Origin of the sequence: Citrobacter sp. Cb028 (assembly GCF_030336705.1) — a bacterium.
In the GTDB taxonomy this organism is placed as follows: Bacteria; Pseudomonadota; Gammaproteobacteria; order Enterobacterales; family Enterobacteriaceae; genus Citrobacter; species Citrobacter braakii.
This window is the reverse complement of the sequence record NZ_JAOWCZ010000034.1, coordinates 1,728,172-1,747,528: the sequence shown is the minus strand read 5'-3', so window position 1 is coordinate 1,747,528 and position 19,357 is coordinate 1,728,172. Positions and strand designations below refer to the sequence as shown.

Sequence of the window (19,357 nt, the reverse complement as noted above, 5' to 3'; positions counted from 1 at the left end):
TGTACGCCATCAAAATTGACTTTCCCCTTATCCTATAATTGACTGATTAAGAGTTAATCCCCCTAACTGGTGAAACATAAAACACAGATCATGAATAATCTGCCGCTGCTAAATGATTTACGCGTCTTTATGCTGGTTGCCCGTCGGGCAGGATTTGCCGCCGTTGCCGAGGAACTGGGTGTATCACCGGCTTTTATCAGTAAGCGAGTAGCCCTGCTGGAGCAGACGCTGAACGTGGTGCTGCTGCACCGGACAACGCGGCGTGTAACCATCACGGAAGAGGGGGAGCGGATCTACGAATGGGCGCAGCGGATCCTGCAGGATGTCGATCAGATGATGGACGAGTTGTCTGATGCCAGGCAGATCCCGCAGGGGATGCTACGCATTATTAGTAGCTTTGGTTTTGGCCGTCGGGTGGTGGCTCCGGCGCTGTCTGCGCTGGCAAAAGCGTACCCGCAGTTAGAACTGAGGTTCGATGTTGAAGACCGCCTGGTGGATATGGTGAATGAGGGCGTCGATCTTGATATTCGTATCGGGGATGATATCGCACCGAACCTGATTGCCCGCAAGCTGGCGACTAACTACCGTATTCTGTGCGCCTCGCCGGAATTTGTGGCGCAGCATGGGACGCCGAAGCAACTCAACGATCTCTCCACTTTTCCTTGTCTGGTTATCAAAGAGCGCGACCATCCGTTTGGCATCTGGCAAATGCGTAATAAAGAGGGCGCTCACTCAATTAAAGTTACGGGGCCTCTGTCGTCTAATCATGGCGAAGTGGTACATCAGTGGTGTCTTGATGGGCAGGGAATTGCCCTGCGTTCGTGGTGGGACGTTTGCGACAACATTGCCGGTGGACATCTGGTACACGTATTACCCGAGTATTATCAACCAGCAAATATATGGGCGGTTTATGTTTCTCGGCTGGCGACGTCGGCAAAAATCCGTATTACGGTTGAGTATTTGCGCCGCTATTTTGCCGAAAACTATCCAAAGTTTACTTTGGAATAAATCCGCAACAGCTGGCAAGAAACTGAAAATAAAAAAGGCAGAATAATCTGCCTTTTTTGTAACTATAACTCACTGAGCAAAGCCGTTATTTAGACTCTTCAGCTTCAGGTAATGTCACGTTAAGTTCGAGGATAGAAATATCGCCGTCTTTTTGTTCAAGCTGTACGGTGACCATTTCGGGATCAATTTGTACATACTTGCAGATAACCTCGAGAATATCTTTCCTCAGTTGCGGTAAATAATGTGGCTCGGCGTCACTACGACGACGTTCCGCAACAATAATCTGCAGTCGCTCTTTAGCGATGTTCGCTGTGCTCTTTTTCCGCGAGAGAAAAAAATCCAGTAATGCCATAACTTATCCTCCGAACAGGCGTTTGAGGAAACCTTTCTTCTCTTCTTCAATGAAGCGGAAAGGACGTTCTTCTCCCAACAGACGGTCTACGGTATCAGCATAGGCTTTACCGGCATCAGCATTGATGTCGAGAATAACCGGCTCACCCTGGTTAGACGCGCGCAGGACTGACTGATCTTCAGGAATCACGCCAACCAGCTTGATTCGCAGAATTTCCAGTACGTCTTCCATGCTCAGCATGTCACCTTTATTTACGCGGCCAGGGTTGTAGCGCGTCAGCAACAAATGCTCTTTAATCGGATCTTCACCGTTTTCCGCACGACGAGATTTCGACGCCAGAATACCCAGAATACGGTCAGAGTCACGTACAGAGGAGACTTCCGGGTTAGTGGTGATAATCGCTTCATCGGCAAAATACAGGGCCATCAGCGCGCCGGTTTCAATACCCGCCGGGGAGTCGCAGACGATGAAATCGAATTCCATCGTTTTCAGGTCGTCCAGAACTTTCGCGACGCCTTCACGCGTCAGCGCGTCTTTATCGCGAGTCTGTGATGCCGGAAGAATAAAGAGATTTTCGGTACGCTTATCTTTGATTAACGCCTGATTTAACGACGCATCGCCCTGAATAACGTTGACGAAGTCGTAAACGACACGGCGTTCACAACCCATAATCAGATCGAGGTTACGCAGGCCGATATCAAAATCAATAACGACAGTTTTCTTTCCCTTCTGGGCCAAACCTGTAGCGATGGCCGCGCTGGAGGTGGTTTTGCCAACGCCCCCTTTACCCGAAGTAACAACAATAATGCGTGCCATAGAAATTCCTTGTTAAAAAGGGATCAATTCAACGGTTGAACTGTCAAAGCGTTCTCTGCTAATTGCAGACGGGCCGCTTTGCCATAAAATTCTGCTGGGATTTTATCACTCAGCCAATAAACACCTGCGATAGACACCAGTTCTGCCGTCAGATGGGTACAAAAAATTTGCGCTTCACGATCGCCGCTTGCACCTGCCAGCGCACGGCCTCTCATCATTCCATAAACATGAATATTGCCATCAGCGATAAGCTCTGCGCCCGCACTGACGTGGCTTGTAACAATCAGATCACATTGTGGAGCATAAATGCGCTGACCGGAACGAACCGGCACATTTATTAATCGTGTTTTTGTGATGGGAGTAACGTTTTGCGGCGGAGCGACGGGAGCCGGGACCTCAACAGGCGCAGGACGAATAGCTTTTTCTTTACCTTCAGTCAGTAAAGGAAGACCCATTTCGTCGATTTCTGCCTTTAGTCTGGCGTCTTTGCATCCGCTAACGCCAATAATGCGCAATCCGGTAGACGCGACCACTTTCTGCAGCGCTGACCAGTTTACCGGGCTTTCAAGACCACTCACGTTAACCACCACGGGAGCATGTTTTAAAAAAGCCGGTGCCTGCGCGATTTTGTCTTCCAACGCCTGACGAATAACCTCGGGTTCTGCTTCATGTAAATGAACCACTGATAAGGTGAAGCTACTGCCTTTAAGCTCGATTGGCGTGTTTGACATCCTGGCCTTACTCAATTTGCTATTTATCATCCCCAGCGCGGGGTGATATTCCGAAGACTATAAGGCATGTTATAGTCAGTATTATATTGAGGCAAGCCACCATTCCGTGAATTCAGAGTAAAAGATATGTTTTGTGTGATCTACCGAAGCAGCAAACGTGACCAGACCTATTTATATGTCGAAAAAAAAGACGATTTCTCGCGCGTTCCTGAAGAACTGATGAGAGGATTTGGTCAGCCGACGCTGGCAATGATGTTACCGCTTGATGGGCGAAAAAAATTAGTTAATGCCGATCTTGAAAAAGTAAAACAGGCCCTGACCGAGCAGGGCTATTATTTACAAATACCCCCGCCGCCAGAAGATTTACTTAAACAGCATCTGGCAGCGGCAAAACAAAATACACCAGACGCTAAACGTTAAACTGCATCCGGCAGCAGCACGTTCCATCGATGCAGTACCTGAAATCTATGACTACGTTAGGGGAAAGTAATGTATCAACATCACAACTGGCATGGTGCTCTGCTGGATTATCCGGTGAGTAAGGTGGTTTGCGTAGGGAGTAACTATGCTAACCATATTAAAGAGATGGGCGGAACCACCCCGGAAGAACCGGTTCTGTTTATTAAACCGGAAACCGCGCTGTGCGATTTGCGCCAGCCGCTGGTGATCCCATCTGATATGGGGTCTGTCCACCATGAAGTTGAGCTGGCTGTGCTGATTGGTGCGACCCTGCGGCAAGCGACAGAAGATCATGTGCGCAAAGCCATCGCCGGTTATGGTGTCGCGTTGGATCTGACTCTGCGCGATATTCAGGGCAAAATGAAGAAGGCGGGGCAGCCATGGGAAAAAGCGAAGGGTTTTGATAACTCTTGCCCGCTGTCTGGATTTATTCCGGTGGCGGAGTTTAACGGCGACCCGCAGGATACGATGCTTGGATTAACGGTCAACGGTGAAACTCGCCAGCACGGCTCCACGGCGGACATGATCCATCACATCGTTCCCTTGATTGCTTATATGAGCCGTTTCTTTACCCTCAAAGCGGGCGATGTGGTGCTAACGGGAACGCCAGCAGGCGTGGGACCTTTAAGCAGCGGCGACGAACTGGCCATCAGTTTTCACGGTCAAACGCTAACAACCCGCGTGCTGTAATCTCTGCTTGCCGCCTTTTCGGGCGGCAAAACTTGCATCAGCGTGCCAGACTGGTTATAAGGTGCAGCTTTATTGCAATAGCGGAAACCCTGATGAGCGACATACCTTTCTGGCAAAGTAAAACCCTTGATGAAATGACCGATGCCGAGTGGGAGTCATTATGTGACGGGTGCGGTCAATGCTGCCTGCATAAGCTGATGGATGAAGACACTGACGAAATCTACTTTACCAACGTCGCCTGTCGTCAGCTCAACATTAAAACCTGCCAGTGTCGTAATTACGAACGTCGATTCGAGTACGAGCCTGACTGCATCAAACTGACGCGTGATAATCTGCCGACTTTTGAATGGTTGCCGATGACCTGCGCCTATCGTCTGCTCGCAGAAGGAAAAGGGCTGCCGGAGTGGCACCCGTTGCTGACAGGATCAAAAGCGGCGATGCACGGTGAACGTATCTCCGTTCGTCATATTGCGGTGAAAGAATCGGAAGTACGTGACTGGCAGGATCATATCCTGAACAAACCTTCATGGGCGGACTGACCCGCCCATCGATTAGCAGGCGTTAAGGGTTAAGACTTTTTCGCCTGATACATTTCATCGGAGTGGTTGTCATCTTCCACCCAGAAGTTAATGTTGAATTGCGCATCGTCGCTTAATTCAACGCGATGCCAGGACTGCGGTGGGCTGGTCGCGAACTGACCGGCATTAATCACCACTTTCACTTCAGGTTCTTTTGCGTCTTCATTGGCAAAGCCATAATACGTTACCGTACCTTCCATTACGCAGAGCTGTCCAAACACGCCTGCTGCGGTGTTATGGTGAGAAAGAAGTGCTGCCGGGACGTTGTCTTTGGTAAAGAAGGGAGTAGAGCGTTTTACTTTCCAGTTTGCCGGGATGCGTAAATGGGACATCAGACATCTCCTTGGTGTGGCATCTATAAGATGTATTTAATATACATTTTATAGATGCCAGCAGGCAATGAATTTAAGGCAAAAAAAACGCTCCCGAAGGAGCGTCTCTGTTAGCGACCGAAGAGGTCACGTTTTTTCGGTTTAAACGGCTGTGCTATGACTACCAGCACGGCGACCACCAGGTAAGCGGCGAAGATCCCCAACAGCCACTGTGGCATTTCCAGGGTTAAAAAAGACCACTGGCGTTCAGCACAGTCACCGGATGCTAAAAACACCTGCGGCAGCCATTTGTCCAGCGGCAGCCAGCTCGGGAAGCGTGCTGCAAAATCACAGGTCATAAACGGTGATGGGTGCAACTGAATCATGGTGTGCTCATAAGCTAACTGCAGTCCGCGCCAGGCACTGTAAATCCAGATAATCATCGCCACATAGCGTAGTGGCGTTTTTGGTGCGATAGCCCCCACCAGCCCCGCGCCCATCACGCCAAATAATGCGCTACGTTCGTAAATACACAACACGCAAGGTTTTAGCAGCATGACGTGCTGGAACCACAGCGCGACAAGCTCCAGCGCAAAGGCGGTTAACGCCAACAATAACCATGCACCACGACCTCGGGAGCACTGGTTTAAAAATCGCAACATAATAATTTCCCTGCAACATGCGTAGAGAGCGCAGTTTAAACCAATTCAATTTATGCGCCACTAGCAGGAATTGAAAATTTGAGTAATCGGATAATTATCATGCAAAAAGTCAAACCGGGCAGTGATTTGCCCGGTAAATTGTTATGAAAGTGTAGCTAACCAGCCCGCCTGGGTCATCCACTCAGTCACCGGAACAAGCGTGAACTCGACGCAAAGCAGACCAACCAGCGTCAGGACGAGAGTATAAGGCAGAGCCATCCACACCATGCGGCCATAAGAGAGTCGAATCAATGGTGCCAGCGCGGAGGTCAGCAGGAACAGGAATGCCGCCTGGCCGTTTGGCGTAGCAACGGAAGGCAGGTTAGTCCCGGTATTGATCGCCACCGCTAACAGCTCAAATTGGTTAAGGCTGATGGTCCCATGTTCCAACGCGGCTTTGGCTTCGTTAATGTAGATGGTGCCGACAAACACGTTATCAGAGATAGAAGACAGCAGGCCGTTAAAGAGATAGAACAGCGTCAGTTGAGCATGTTCAGAGGACTGCAAAACAAACTGAATAATCGGTGAAAAGAGCTGTTGATCGATAATCACCGCAACGATAGAGAAGAACACGGTTAGCAGGGCAGTGAAAGGCAGCGACTCGGTAAACGCTTTACCAATCGCGTGTTCGTCAGTAACGCCGGTCAACGACGTGGCCAGGATAATGACGGACAGACCGATTAATCCGACTTCCGCCAGATGCAGGGCCAGGGCAACCACCAGCCAGATACCGATAATCGCCTGAACAATCAGTTTGATTTTTTCCTGACGAGTACGCTGCTGACGGCTTTGATCGTCAAACTGTTGCAGGACATCGCGGACGGTCTCCGGCAGCGTTTCGCCATAGCCAAACCAGCGCAATTTCTCAACCAGCATGCAGGTTAACAGGCCGCAAATCAGCACCGGGACGGTGACCGGCGACATGCGCAGGAAAAAGTCACCAAAATGCCAGCCAGCCGCTTTGGCGATAATCAGGTTTTGCGGTTCGCCGACCATAGTCATTACGCCGCCTAACGCCGTACCGACACCCGCATGCATCATCAGGCTGCGCAGAAAACCACGGAACTGCTCCAGTACGACCTTATTGTGCTGATCGATATGGCTATCATCGAGCATATTGTTGTCTTCCGTGCGGGAAGAGGCGAAACGATGGTAGATACCATAAAAACCAACCGCTACGCTGATTACCACGGCAACGACGGTCAGCGCATCCAGGAATGCAGAAAGGAAGGCAGCGGCAACGCAAAATGCCAGCGACAGCAGCATCTTGGAGCGAATCGTAAGTAGTAGGCGGGTGAAAATAAACAGCAGCAACTGCTTCATAAAGTAGATGCCAGCCACCATAAACATCAGCAGCAATAGCACCTCAAGGTTAGCGGCAACCTCTTCACGCACATGTGTGGCGCTGGTCATGCCGATGATGACCGCCTCGATGGCTAGCAGCCCGCCTGGTAGCAGCGGGTAACATTTTAACGCCATCGCCAGCGTAAAAATGAACTCGGCCACCAACAGCCAGCCCGCAATAAAGGGATTGATGAAAAATATTACCGGGTTAACGACTAAGAATACGAGTAGTGCAAGTTTGTACCAGTCAGGTGATTGACCTAAAAAATTGCGCCACATAGCGCGGCCCCATGATAGCTCCATGGTGATTTCCCTACCTTTAAAAATGAAATCATGTTTTTATGTTTGACCGCAAAGCTTAGCGGGAGGAGGGAGTACAGGCAAGCTATTCACGCGACGGACAAGGCTGGCTGTGCTTCAGCGTAATCTGGAAAATGAAGCCTTGATCCACTTTTTCTTCATTGCGTCAGCTATCAGCCATGTAGCCCGTCTGGTATGATAACTGTAACTATGTTTTGCTGTGTAATGGAATTATCACTATGGTCATTAAGGCGCAAAGCCCGGCTGGGTTCGCGGAAGAGTACATCATTGAAAGTATCTGGAATAACCGCTTCCCACCTGGCACTATTTTGCCTGCTGAACGTGAACTCTCTGAACTGATTGGAGTGACACGTACCACGTTACGCGAGGTATTACAGCGTCTGGCGCGGGACGGCTGGTTGACCATTCAACACGGCAAGCCGACGAAGGTGAATAACTTCTGGGAAACCTCCGGGCTAAATATCCTTGAAACGCTGGCGCGTCTCGATCACGAGAGCGTGCCGCAGCTTATTGATAATCTGCTGTCCGTGCGTACCAACATCTCGACGATCTTTGTTCGTACCGCGTTTCGCCAGCATCCTGATAAAGCGCAGGAGGTTCTGGCAACGGCAAATCAGGTGGCCGACCATGCTGATGCATTCGCCGATCTGGACTATAACATTTTCCGCGGTCTGGCATTTGCCTCTGGCAATCCGATTTACGGTTTGATCCTCAATGGAATGAAGGGATTATATACCCGCATTGGCCGCCATTATTTCGCCAATCCGGAAGCCCGCGCGCTGGCGCTGAGCTTTTACCGTAAGCTGTCAGAACTTTGTGATCAGGGTGCTCATGAGCAGGTATATGAAACGGTGCGTCGCTATGGTCACGACAGCGGCGAGATTTGGCATCGTATGCAGAAAAACCTGCCGGGCGATTTAGCTATTCAGGGGCGCTAATCGCACCTTATCCGGCCTACGAAATGCATTGTAGGCCGGATAAGAGGTTTTCGCGTCGCCATCCGGCAATAAGATTTACAGACCGTTCATCCTCGGCGGGCAACGCTCCAGCAGCTCCACACTGCCGTCTTCATTCTGCTGCTCCAGCATCACGTCAAAACCCCAGAGCCGGTGCACATGCTTGAGCACCTCTTTGCGTCCTTTATCCAGCGGAGCGCGGTTATGCGGAATATAGCGCAAGGTGAGCGAGCGGTCGCCGCGCAGATCGACATTCCAGATTTGAATATTCGGCTCAAGGTTGCTCAGGTTATATTGCGACGACAGCCTGTTGCGGATCTCACGATATCCTTCCTCGTTGTGAATCGCGGAAATCTCCAGATAATTATGACGATCGTCATCCAGCACGGTGAACAGGCGGAAATCACGCATAACCTTCGGTGACAGAAACTGGCTGATGAAGCTCTCATCTTTGAAATCGCGCATCGCGAAATGCAGGGTTTCCAGCCAGTCAGAACCCGCTATATCCGGGAACCAGTATTTGTCCTCTTCGGTAGGCGACTGACAAATTCGTTTAATATCCTGGAACATGGCAAAACCCAGAGCATAGGGGTTTATGCCGCTATACCACGGGCTGTTGTACGGCGGCTGGAATACCACGTTGGTATGGCTATGTAAAAACTCCAGCATAAACCGTTCGGTGACTTTACCTTCGTCATAAAGGTGATTAAGGATGGTGTAATGCCAGAAAGTGGCCCACCCTTCGTTCATCACCTGGGTCTGTTTCTGCGGATAAAAATACTGGCTGACCTTGCGCACAATGCGCAGCACTTCGCGTTGCCAGGATTCCAGCAGCGGGGCGTTCTTCTCCATGAAGTACAGAAGGTTCTCCTGCGGTTCAGAAGGATAACGTCGGGCTTCCGCAACGGTTTTCTCTTCCTCTTTCTTCGGCAGCGTACGCCACAACATATTTACCTGGCTTTGCAGATACTCTTCACGGCTTTTCTGTCGGGCTTTCTCTTCCTGTAGGGAGATTTTTTGCGGGCGTTTGTAACGATCCACGCCGTAGTTCATCAGCGCGTGACAGGAGTCGAGGAGCTTTTCGACTTCATCCACGCCGTAACGCTCTTCACACTGGGTAATATAGTTTCGCGCGAAGATCAGGTAATCGACGATGGAGCTGGCATCCGTCCAGCTACGGAACAAATAGTTGTTTTTAAAGAAGGAGTTATGTCCGTAGCAGGCATGCGCCATCACCAACGCCTGCATGGTGATGGTGTTCTCCTCCATCAAATACGCGATACACGGATTGGAGTTGATAACAATTTCATAGGCCAGCCCCTGCTGACCATGCTTATACAAACGCTCGGTTTCAATAAATTTTTTACCAAACGACCAGTGAGGATAGTTGATTGGCATCCCGACGCTGGAGTAAGCGTCCATCATTTGTTCGGAGGTGATCACCTCGATTTGGTGCGGGTAGGTATCCAGTCTGTAGAGTTTCGCCACGCGGTCTATTTCCGCCAGATAGATATCCAGCAGATCAAACGTCCAGTCGGGTCCATCGCTTAACCGTGTGCTGTCCTTGTTCATGGAATCAATCGTAGCCATTCGCGCACCCTCATTGTTGGCGGCACTCTCTGTCTGGAGTACCTCATTTCAAGCATAGATCATGGTGTTAAAAAACGTGCTGCGGCTGAAATTTTTTCTTTGCGATTTCTTGTTAGCGAGGCGTCGAAAAACGGTATGACCGCAAAATTTTATGCTGGATAAAAATAACGCACAGCAGGAGATACCAAAGCAGGGAGTTCCCCGCCATCACCGCCATATGTGAGATAAGTCACCATAAAAAAGCCATATGTTGAATAATATTTTCAACTGAGTTATCAAGATGTAATTAGATGATTGTTCTTTTACTGTTAACGGAGTGGCTATGCGAGTTGTCATACTGGGAAGTGGTGTCGTTGGCGTGACCAGCGCCTGGTACTTAAGTCAGGCTGGACACGATGTCACCGTCATTGATCGTGAGCCCGGTCCGGCACTGGAAACCAGTGCGGCGAACGCGGGGCAAATCTCTCCAGGTTATGCAGCACCCTGGGCGGCGCCAGGCGTCCCGCTTAAAGCAATTAAATGGATGTTTCAGCGCCATGCGCCGCTGGCCGTTCGCCTCGACGGGACGCAGTTCCAGTTGAAATGGATGTGGCAGATGCTACGCAACTGCGACACCAGCCATTACATGGAAAACAAGGGCCGGATGGTGCGACTGGCGGAATACAGCCGTGATTGCCTGAAAGCGCTACGCGCCTCTACCGGTATCGAGTACGAAGGACGCCAGGGCGGAACTTTACAGCTGTTCCGTACCGCTCAACAGTATGAGAACGCGACCCGCGACATCGCCGTCCTCGAGGACGCCGGTGTGCCGTATCAGCTCCTGGAAGCAAGCCGCCTGGCGGAAGTTGAACCGGCGCTGGCGGAAGTGGCACACAAGCTGACCGGCGGTCTGCGTTTACCGAATGACGAAACGGGTGACTGCCAGCTGTTTACCCAGCGTCTGGCGCTGATGGCGGAGCAGGCGGGTGTGAAATTTCGCTTTAATACTCCGGTCGATAAGCTGTTGAGCGATGGTGAGCAGATTTATGGCGTTCAGTGTGGCGAGGAGATAGTCAAAGCCGATGCCTATGTAATGGCGTTCGGCTCGTACTCTACGGCGATGCTAAAAGGGATCGTTGATATTCCGGTCTATCCGCTCAAAGGCTATTCATTGACCATTCCGGTGGCGCAAGATGACGGCGCGCCGGTTTCAACGATCCTTGATGAAACCTACAAAATCGCCATTACCCGCTTTGATAACCGTATTCGCGTTGGCGGCATGGCGGAGATTGTCGGCTTCAATACGGAATTGCTGCAACCCCGTCGTGAGACGCTGGAGATGGTCGTCCGCGATCTTTTTCCGCGCGGTGGGCATGTGGAGCAGGCAACCTTCTGGACCGGGCTGCGTCCGATGACGCCGGACGGTACGCCAGTGATCGGGCGAACGCGCTTTAAGAATCTACTGCTTAATACCGGCCACGGCACGCTGGGCTGGACCATGGCCTGCGGTTCGGGTCAGTTGCTGAGCGACATTCTGTCTGGCCGCACACCAGCCATTCCTTACGACGATCTGAGCGTGGCGCGTTACAGCCCGGGGTTTACCCCATCTCGTCCACGGCATTTACATGGCGCACATAACTGATAAGGACGTGAGATGACTCGCCCGATACTGGCCAGCATTGACCTGCAGGCGTTGAAACAAAACCTGACCATTACCCGCCAGGCCGCGCCGGACGCCCGCGTCTGGTCGGTGGTGAAAGCCAATGCATACGGACACGGCATTGAACGTGTCTGGAATGCGCTGGGCACAACCGACGGTTTTGCCATGCTCAATCTTGAAGAAGCGATAACCCTGCGTGAGCGCGGGTGGAAAGGCCCGATACTCATGCTGGAGGGATTTTTCCACGCCGAAGACCTGATGGTGTATGACAAATATCGTCTGACCACTTGTGTACACAGTAACTGGCAATTAAAAGCGCTGCAGAATGCGCGCCTCAACGCGCCGCAGGATGTTTATCTGAAGGTGAACAGCGGTATGAACCGACTGGGTTTCTTACCGGAAAGAGTATCAACGGTCTGGCAACAGCTGCGGGCAATGCCCAACGTCGGTGAAATGACGCTGATGTCCCACTTTGCAGATGCGGAGCACCCGGAAGGTATCCAGGACGCTATGGCGCGGATTGCACAGGCGACAGAAGGACTGGAGTGCAGACGGTCGCTGTCCAATTCGGCCGCCACACTGTGGCACCCTGAAGCACATTATGACTGGGTGCGCCCGGGCATTATTTTGTATGGTGCATCACCTTCGGGACAGTGGCGGGACATCGCCAATACCGGCCTGAAACCGGTCATGACCCTGAGCAGCGAGATAATCGGCATACAGACGCTGAAAGCTGGAGATCGGGTGGGCTACGGGGGACGCTATACCGCCAGCGGCGAGCAGCGCATTGGCATTGTGGCGACCGGGTATGCAGACGGTTACCCGCGCCATGCGCCAAGCGGAACGCCGGTGCTGGTGGACGGCGTACGCACTACAACGGTGGGGACGGTCTCAATGGATATGCTGGCGGTAGATCTGACACCGTGTCCGCAGGCGGGGATCGGGACGCCGGTAGAGCTGTGGGGCAAAGAGATTAAAATTGACGATGTGGCCAGCGCAGCGGGTACGGTGGGCTACGAGTTGATGTGTTCTCTGGCGCTGCGCGTGCCGGTTGTGACGGTGTAACGTATCTAAAGCCGGATGTCGACGCTGATGCGTTTCATCCGGCTACACCGTTTATGCGACGCAGAGCGCAAACCGGGCAAAGCGCTGCCGCCGCCCGGCAAAAAGCATCAACGCGCCTCATCCTCATCTTCAGCAACGCGAACACCGACCTTCAGCACCGCATTATCTTCTTTCTCAGCAACCGTCCAGATCATGCCAGCAAATTCAACCTGGTCACCGACGACCGGCGCGGCGCCAAGCAGATGCTGGACAATTTCACCCAGCGTTTGCTGTTTATCACGATACTCTGTGCCATCTTCCAGGCCATATATCAGTGCCACATCGGCATATTTTGCGCTGGCCTCGAGAATAAAATCACCGAAGAAGCGCTGGTCTAACGATACCGGCGGCGACTGGCTAAACAGCTTGCCGAGAGCAGGGAGATCGCGCTCACGACCAATGACGCACAGAACATCGCCTTCACGCAGCCGCGTACTGCCGGATGGGTGAAACAGCACGTTGTCACGAAACAGGGCGGCAATTCGCGTCTCTTCCGGCATATGCAGGTCACGCAGTGCGGCTCCTACACACCACTTATCCGCGCTGAGCTGATAAACGAATTGCTCCCAGGGGTTTTCCGGATGAATATCCAGACCAATGCGCGAAACGGGCCAGCCGACGGGAGGAACCACCACTTTGGCTTTTTTGGCGGCCCAGGAAAGCGACGTTCCCTGAAACAGCAGCGAGATCAGAACCACGAAGAACGCGACGTTAAAGAACAGGCGCGCATTCTCCAGACCCGCCATCATTGGGAACACGGCGAGGATAATGGGGACTGCACCGCGCAGGCCCACCCAACTGATGAAAATGCGCTCGCGCAGATTGAAGCCACGAAACGGCAGCAGTCCGGCGAAGACCGACAGCGGACGGGCAATGAATATCATCCATGCAGACAAAATCAGCGCAGGGATCGCGATAGGCAGCAGGTCGGACGGCGTAACCAGCAGTCCCAGCACCAGGAACATGGCGATTTGCGCCAGCCAGGCCAGACCGTCGAAGTTTTGCAGAATGCCAAATCGGTTGCGGATGGGGCGATTACCCAGCAGGAAACCACACAGATAGACCGCCAGAATACCGCTGCCTTCCAGTGCAGTGGTCAGGGCAAAAATCAGGATCCCACCGCTTAAGGCCAGTAGCGGATAAAGCCCGGCAGGCAGTGAAATGCGGTTAATCATTTGCTGAAGCAGGTAGCCACCACCGAGACCCAGTATGATCCCTAAGCCGAACTGCTGGATAATATGCACTGCAAACATCCAGCTTAAACCGGTCTCGTGATTTTGAATCATGGCGATAAGCGTGATGGTTAAAAACACCGCCATCGGGTCATTACTCCCGGACTCAATTTCCAGCGTAGAGCCAACACGCTCGTTAAGCCCCTTGCCGCCGAGCAGGGAAAAAACCGCCGCGGCATCGGTTGAACCGACAATCGCGCCAATCAGGAGTCCTTCGATAAGATCCAGATGAAACAGCCACGCGGCCATCATGCCGGTGAGTCCGGAGGTTATCAGCACCCCGACGGTCGCCAGCGACAGCGCCGGGCCTAACGCGACACGAAATGAGCTGGCCTGGGTGCGCATCCCGCCGTCGAGCAGGATAACCGCCAGCGCCAGGTTACTCACCATATAGGCGAAAGGGTAGTTATCGAAAGGAATACCGCCCACGCCGTCGACTCCCGCTAACATACCGATAGCGAGAAATATCACCAGAATAGGGATACCAAGACGTGATGAGAATGAACTGAGTAAGATACTGCAGGTGACGAGTACGGAACCCAAAATAAAAAGGCTAATTATTGCTGCGGCATCCAACGTTCGGTTACTCCTGAATTACGCTGTTTCGTATTTATAAACCCTAACATAATAACGACAGAAACAGCGTTTTACTTAGCCCTGTTAACCGCTTTTTTTACGATTTAAGTACCGGATGCCCACTTAAGGTGAGCTGAGCGCCGTTTTTATCATTTTTCAGTACCGCTCTTGCCCCCAACGGCAAGGTGACGGTGCGTTGTTCATGACCAAAATCGAGGCCGTCGATCAACGGAACCGATAACCTGGCGCGTAGAAAATCACAAACTGAGTCAAGACTGTAACCCGCGTCGTAATCATTAGGTGCGCTGCCGCTAAAACTGCCGAGGATGATGGCGTTTTGTCGGGCCAGTATTCCTGCGTGATACAGTTGCAGCAGCATGCGTTCAATGCGAAAAGGATGCTCGTTAATGTCTTCCAGCACCAAAATGCCGTTTTCGATAGCGGGCATCCACGGCGTGCCCATCAGAGAAATGAGCATCGCCAGATTTCCGCCCCATAGCGTACCTTCGGTCGCACATGCCGGACCGTTACCTTGCCACTCGAGGGTAAATTGGGCATTGCGAACAGCCTGCCAGAAATGGTGCTCGGTAAATGCGTTCATCTCCTCGGCGCCAAAGTTAGCCGCCAGCATCGGGCCGCTGAAGCTAATCACATTCCCCTGCGCCAGCAGACCACACTGGATCGCGGTAAAATCGCTGTGTCCGCACAGCAGCAGCGGGTTGTGTTGCTGACGGTTCGCCAGCGCCTGCCAGTCAATATCTGCCAGTAAACGGCTCGCGCCATAGCCGCCGCGTACTGCCATCACAATGGTATCGGGCGTGTTCAGATTTACGAGCGCGTTCACATCAGCAAGCCGTTCTGCTTCTGTACCCGCAAAACGCTGGCAGCGGCGTGCAATGACCGCTGAATTGTCGACCTGATGACCGGCCTCAGTAAGACGCGCCAGCCCGCGTAAGGCAGCCTGCTGGTTGATACAGTAGCCCGACGGGGCAATTAAGTGAAACCGGGACATGGCATTTCCTTGCTACAACTAAAACCAAATGTATATCATGCCGCGTAGGTATGTCGTTGTCACCTCAGCGACAGGTTCCGGCTATAAGGATAGATGACGTGAAATTGAGATGGTTTGCTTTTTTGGTTGTATTACTTGCGGGCTGTAGTTCAAAACAGGATTACAAAAATCCGCCGTGGAATGCTGAAGTTCCGGTTAAACGCGCAATGCAATGGATGCCGATCAGCGAAAAAGCCGGTGCGGCCTGGGGTGTCAGTCCACAATTGATTACCGCTATCATCGCCATTGAATCAGGTGGAAACCCGAATGCGGTCAGTAAGTCTAATGCGATTGGCCTGATGCAGTTAAAAGCCTCTACGTCAGGGCGTGATGTTTATCGTCGCATGGGGTGGAGTGGCGAGCCGTCGACCAGCGAGCTGAAAAATCCTGAGCGCAATATCTCGATGGGGGCCGCATACCTGAGCATTCTTGAGACCGGGCCGCTGGCCGGGATCGAAGATCCGCAGGTGATGCAATATGCGCTGGTGGTATCGTACGCCAACGGTGCGGGCGCGCTGCTGCGAACGTTCTCCTCCGACAGGAAAAAAGCCATTAATAAGATAAACGATCTCAGCCCGGATGAATTTATTGAACATGTTGCGGATAATCATCCGGCGCCGCAGGCTCCGCGCTATATCTGGAAGCTTCAACAAGCGCTGGATGTGATGTAATTCAGGTGATGCTAATCGCGCACCTTATTCGACTTTTCCCGGGCCTCGCGCTCGAGGGAAAAAATAATCCGCTGTAGGTTACGCTCCACCGCCGGGCCGACGTTGAGAAAACGAAAGCTCAGGCGGGGAGTGGTAATTGTTTCGTTTTTCCCGTCGATAACTTTGCGTTCGCTAATGGAAATTAGCTGGGCGTCCACCTGATACACTCCCCATTGCTCCATGTTCAGTTCAACCTGTGAAAAGCGCATGCCTTCTACCAGTCCCTCTGGTTTTGCCGTTTCTAACAGCCCGCCCATACCGCCAAGAGACAAATCGAATAAGCGAAAACACAGCGTGCTGTTATCCGGCATTTTTACCGTGCAGCGATAGGGGGGATGCAGTGGAGCACCGATACGGAAATATTCCCGACGCTGGACGAACCACAGAGATGGCGGCAATGATGAGATAAATGCGGGTAGTCGCTGGTATTCGCCTTTTTTCAGCTGTGGCAGGGTGAACTCCACTTTGGCTCCCTGCGTTTCGGCGATAATCGTTATCTGACTGGCCCGCTGCACGGCCTGGTTTTCATATTCCTGACTACCAAAATCCATGATCAGTTCGTCCGGGCTGACAGCCAGTATTTTGCTGATGAACTGGCCACCTGACCAGGAGATACGCAGCGGAACCTGCTGCGAATTTAAGTCCCGGAGTACGCCTAACACCGCTAATGGATTTTGCTTCAGGAACTGCTCATTGTAGTTACTCACACCTAATGACTCCTGGATGCCTGGTTTATCGTTGGATTATCGGCATCAATCAACGGAACTTAATACAAATGGATGAAATTTTTTACCAAACCCAATGAATTAAGTCTGAGGGAAAAAGCACGTAGCGATGGCTTGCCTATACTTAACGTGCTGGCGCAAGAATGTCTTGCGCGTGCGTTCACTGGAAAGAGGGCCTGGAAATGGGAATTATTACCTGGATTATTTTTGGTCTGATTGCGGGGGTTATCGCCAAACTGATTATGCCGGGGCGCGATGGCGGTGGATTTATCCTGACCTGCATTCTCGGTATTATCGGTGCTGTGGTCGGTGGATGGCTGGCTACGATGTTCGGTATCGGCGGCGATATCAGCGGGTTTAATCTCCACAGCTTCCTGGTGGCCGTGGTCGGCGCGATTGTTGTGCTGGGTGTCTTTCGGCTTGTACGACGAGATTAATCGAACGGCCCCTGACGGGGCCGTTTTTCTGCATTGTTAAGTCAGAACTGATACTCAATGCCCGCCCAGTAATTACGCCCCTCTTCAATAAATCCTTCACTGTAAACGTACTGAGTATCGAACAGGTTATTGACCGAAGCGTTAACGCTAAACCCGTGGCCAATGGCGTAATCAGCGCGCAAATGGGTAATGGCGAAACCAGCGGCTTTCTGCGAGCCGTCGGTATTGCTATAGCTCGACGAACGGGCCTCTTCGGACAGCGTAATGCTGAGTGGCTCCCACGGTTTCAGCGTCATCCAGGCGGTCAGGGTTTGCGTCGGCAGATCGGTAATCTTACCGATATCGCTGCGTTTGGCGTCCGCATGAATAAGGCCGTAGCTCAGCCCGACGTCCAGCATATCAAAAACTTTACCTTTAACGCCTGCATCCAGGCCGGTGTAATCCACCCGACCACTGTTCTGATTCTGGATGGTATCGGCATCAATATTGTGCGAAAGGATCGCGTCGCTGATGCGGTTGTAATACACGCTGGCTTCGAATCCCCAGTTCTGGCTAAGTGAACCATTCCATGTCAGGTCGACGCTGCGGGCGCGCTCCGGTTTAAGCTGTGGATTGACCAGGGCCACCTGGTTATAGGCCGGTTTCGAGGTCGTGTAGCGTTCTTTTAACGTTGGGAAACGCGTTCTGTCAGAGTAAGACAGCGCTAATGTGTCTGAATTTTCAAAGTGGTATTTGGTCATCACCTGCCAGTTAAAGGCCGACTGATTGTTGTCATCGTAGTGCGTGACGCTGCCGTTTTTCTCGTGCTTCATACCTTCCAGACTGTCTCGCCAGTCATAGCTTATTCCCGCCACCACATCGACATTATCCGCCGCAGCCCACTGGTATTCACTGGCCACGGACCAGGTGCGGTCTTCGTAGCGGTCGTAAGCCGCATTCGGTGCGCCTTTCTCGCGGTGAACATCGTCCTTCCAGTTCACGGCGAAAGAGAGCAGATCGTTTTCTCGCATATCCGCAGCGAGCTGCAGGCCAGCCCCATCGCTATAGTCCGAATAATGGCTGTAGCTGCCTTTCTTATTTTTCAGATCGGCCAGCGAGTTGTACATCATCAACGTATTTTCAAAGGTGTCGCGATACAGACGGCTTTTCAGGGTAAAACGGTCGCCCAGATGCGTGGTTCCCTGATAGTAATAGCTCTCTTTATCGTATTGTGGCCATTGCCAGTAGCGTGATTTCTGGCTGCTGGTTCCGGCGTACGGTGGATTATCTTTTTCACCGTCCTGATTTATATAGGTCAGCACATATTCATCATCTCCACGAGGGGTAAAGCCCAGCTTCACGATGCCACGCTTGTCATCAGCGGAAGAGTTGATCATCTTGCCGTGACTGCCTGCAACCGGGTTGTCCACGCCATGTGGTAACCCAAGGAAATCCTGCTTCAGCTGACTGCCGCTGAGCTGGATATAGCCGAGATCGTTACTGGCGCCAAATGAAGCGTGCATATCGTGGGCGTTGTCTTTGCTGCGACTCCAGCCCTGGCGATAGCCAATGCTGCCTTCAAGCGGTTTGGTCGGTTTTTTTGTAGTGATATTGATGGCGCCGCCCATCTGGTTTGGCCCCTGTAACAGAGACGAGTAGCCTTTGGAGACTTCAACCGAAGCGATATCGGATGTCAGAAAACGGCCTAAATCGAGGTTGCCGTCATAGGGGATGTACACCGGCACGCCGTCAAAAAAGACGGGAACCTGACGGCTGTCAAATCCGCGCACTTTTACCTGTTGCTCGTTGCGGTTGCCTGACTTTTGCAGCACGACGCCGGGGACGACGCTCAGCGCCTGCGCCACGTTCTGTTTATCCAGCTGTTGTATCGTTTCCTGGCCGAGAACCGTGGTGGTGGCCGCGGAGACCGGACTAGACCAGACGGTCATGGTTTCGCTTTCCTGCCCAGCAAAAGCACTGTGCGCGAAAGCAAACGACAGGGCTGTGTAAAGACAACTTTTGTTGAAATTCATTATTTTTAGTCCAT

At 52.1% G+C, this 19,357-nt stretch carries 19 protein-coding genes and 2 pseudogenes; 10 read left to right on the top strand and 11 right to left on the bottom strand.

Annotated elements, in window-relative coordinates; genetic code table 11:
• Positions 1–90: 90 nt before the first annotated feature.
• Entirely contained in the window at positions 91–1,008 is a 918-nt protein-coding gene (locus OGV75_RS18050; RefSeq protein WP_016153377.1) for a LysR family transcriptional regulator, read from the top strand.
• Positions 1,009–1,093: 85 nt separating this feature from the next.
• Here OGV75_RS18050 and minE read toward each other — a convergent pair whose 3' ends face one another.
• From minE to minC, 3 genes are read right to left on the bottom strand one after another with little or no spacing between them, the layout of a single operon-like run.
• Positions 1,094–1,360, bottom strand: coding sequence for a cell division topological specificity factor MinE (gene minE, locus OGV75_RS18045; RefSeq protein ID WP_001185666.1), 267 nt, complete (start codon positions 1,358–1,360; stop codon positions 1,094–1,096).
• Between the two features lie 3 nt (positions 1,361–1,363).
• Entirely contained in the window at positions 1,364–2,176 is an 813-nt protein-coding gene (minD, locus tag OGV75_RS18040) for a septum site-determining protein MinD (RefSeq protein ID WP_003020956.1), read from the bottom strand.
• Between the two features lie 23 nt (positions 2,177–2,199).
• Positions 2,200–2,907 (bottom strand): septum site-determining protein MinC, encoded by a 708-nt coding sequence (minC, locus tag OGV75_RS18035; RefSeq protein WP_016153376.1) that lies wholly within the window; start codon positions 2,905–2,907, stop codon positions 2,200–2,202.
• A gap of 126 nt (positions 2,908–3,033) precedes the next feature.
• Here minC and OGV75_RS18030 point away from each other — a divergent pair, with 126 nt between their 5' ends.
• From OGV75_RS18030 to ycgN, 3 genes are all read left to right on the top strand, one after another.
• Positions 3,034–3,327 (top strand): YcgL domain-containing protein, encoded by a 294-nt coding sequence (locus tag OGV75_RS18030; RefSeq protein ID WP_016153375.1) that lies wholly within the window; start codon positions 3,034–3,036, stop codon positions 3,325–3,327.
• Between the two features lie 69 nt (positions 3,328–3,396).
• Positions 3,397–4,056 carry a fumarylacetoacetate hydrolase family protein gene (locus OGV75_RS18025; protein ID WP_016156786.1) on the top strand — a complete coding sequence of 220 codons (660 nt, stop codon included), beginning with the start codon at positions 3,397–3,399 and terminating at the stop codon, positions 4,054–4,056.
• A gap of 92 nt (positions 4,057–4,148) precedes the next feature.
• The gene (ycgN, locus tag OGV75_RS18020) at positions 4,149–4,595 is read left to right on the top strand and encodes a cysteine cluster protein YcgN (RefSeq protein WP_016153373.1); all 447 of its coding nucleotides are present in this window, start codon (positions 4,149–4,151) and stop codon (positions 4,593–4,595) included.
• A 29-nt stretch (positions 4,596–4,624) separates the two neighbouring features.
• On the opposite strand, the gene OGV75_RS18015 is transcribed toward ycgN, so the two are convergent.
• The 3 genes from OGV75_RS18015 to nhaB all read right to left on the bottom strand — a co-directional run bounded on the left by OGV75_RS18015 (position 4,625) and on the right by nhaB (position 7,293).
• Positions 4,625–4,966, bottom strand: a complete 342-nt coding sequence (locus OGV75_RS18015; protein ID WP_286480982.1) for a TehB family protein — start codon at positions 4,964–4,966, stop codon at positions 4,625–4,627.
• A gap of 110 nt (positions 4,967–5,076) precedes the next feature.
• The gene (dsbB, locus tag OGV75_RS18010) at positions 5,077–5,607 is read right to left on the bottom strand and encodes a disulfide bond formation protein DsbB (RefSeq protein WP_003844060.1); all 531 of its coding nucleotides are present in this window, start codon (positions 5,605–5,607) and stop codon (positions 5,077–5,079) included.
• Between the two features lie 141 nt (positions 5,608–5,748).
• Positions 5,749–7,293 (bottom strand): Na(+)/H(+) antiporter NhaB, encoded by a 1,545-nt coding sequence (gene nhaB, locus OGV75_RS18005; RefSeq protein WP_029139569.1) that lies wholly within the window; start codon positions 7,291–7,293, stop codon positions 5,749–5,751.
• A gap of 236 nt (positions 7,294–7,529) precedes the next feature.
• On the opposite strand from nhaB, the gene fadR reads away from it, so the two are divergent.
• Positions 7,530–8,249, top strand: coding sequence for a fatty acid metabolism transcriptional regulator FadR (gene fadR, locus OGV75_RS18000; RefSeq protein WP_016153370.1), 720 nt, complete (start codon positions 7,530–7,532; stop codon positions 8,247–8,249).
• Between the two features lie 75 nt (positions 8,250–8,324).
• Here fadR and OGV75_RS17995 read toward each other — a convergent pair whose 3' ends face one another.
• Positions 8,325–9,857: a SpoVR family protein gene (locus OGV75_RS17995; RefSeq protein ID WP_114680220.1), complete on the bottom strand. Its 1,533-nt coding sequence runs from the start codon at positions 9,855–9,857 to the stop codon at positions 8,325–8,327.
• 322 nt (positions 9,858–10,179) lie between these two features.
• Here OGV75_RS17995 and OGV75_RS17990 point away from each other — a divergent pair, with 322 nt between their 5' ends.
• The 3 genes and pseudogenes from OGV75_RS17990 to OGV75_RS23670 all read left to right on the top strand — a co-directional run.
• Entirely contained in the window at positions 10,180–11,478 is a 1,299-nt protein-coding gene (locus OGV75_RS17990) for a D-amino acid dehydrogenase (RefSeq protein WP_046275019.1), read from the top strand.
• A 12-nt stretch (positions 11,479–11,490) separates the two neighbouring features.
• On the top strand, positions 11,491–12,561 hold the full coding sequence (gene dadX, locus OGV75_RS17985; RefSeq protein WP_286480981.1) for a catabolic alanine racemase DadX: 1,071 nt from the start codon (positions 11,491–11,493) through the stop codon (positions 12,559–12,561).
• Positions 12,562–12,614: 53 nt separating this feature from the next.
• Positions 12,615–12,737 (top strand): annotated as a pseudogene (locus OGV75_RS23670) (hypothetical protein); the annotation flags it as partial.
• Here OGV75_RS23670 and OGV75_RS17980 read toward each other — a convergent pair.
• Positions 12,678–14,408 (bottom strand): annotated as a pseudogene (locus OGV75_RS17980) (potassium/proton antiporter); the annotation flags it as partial. The pseudogenes OGV75_RS23670 and OGV75_RS17980 sit on opposite strands and share 60 nt — an antisense overlap.
• A gap of 97 nt (positions 14,409–14,505) precedes the next feature.
• Positions 14,506–15,420 (bottom strand): muramoyltetrapeptide carboxypeptidase, encoded by a 915-nt coding sequence (ldcA, locus tag OGV75_RS17975; RefSeq protein WP_047358289.1) that lies wholly within the window; start codon positions 15,418–15,420, stop codon positions 14,506–14,508.
• Between the two features lie 98 nt (positions 15,421–15,518).
• Between ldcA and emtA the strand changes: the two genes are divergently transcribed.
• Positions 15,519–16,130 (top strand): membrane-bound lytic murein transglycosylase EmtA, encoded by a 612-nt coding sequence (emtA, locus tag OGV75_RS17970; RefSeq protein ID WP_016153365.1) that lies wholly within the window; start codon positions 15,519–15,521, stop codon positions 16,128–16,130.
• A gap of 11 nt (positions 16,131–16,141) precedes the next feature.
• Here emtA and ycgR read toward each other — a convergent pair whose 3' ends face one another.
• Complete coding sequence (ycgR, locus tag OGV75_RS17965) at positions 16,142–16,876, bottom strand: flagellar brake protein YcgR (protein WP_095715404.1); 735 nt, start codon at positions 16,874–16,876, stop codon at positions 16,142–16,144.
• Between the two features lie 200 nt (positions 16,877–17,076).
• Here ycgR and OGV75_RS17960 point away from each other — a divergent pair, with 200 nt between their 5' ends.
• A complete protein-coding gene (locus OGV75_RS17960) occupies positions 17,077–17,331 on the top strand; it encodes a GlsB/YeaQ/YmgE family stress response membrane protein (protein WP_016153363.1) in 255 nt (84 codons plus the stop codon).
• A 41-nt stretch (positions 17,332–17,372) separates the two neighbouring features.
• Here OGV75_RS17960 and OGV75_RS17955 read toward each other — a convergent pair whose 3' ends face one another.
• A complete protein-coding gene (locus OGV75_RS17955) occupies positions 17,373–19,343 on the bottom strand; it encodes a TonB-dependent receptor plug domain-containing protein (RefSeq protein WP_137352313.1) in 1,971 nt (656 codons plus the stop codon).
• Positions 19,344–19,357 lie beyond the last annotated feature (14 nt).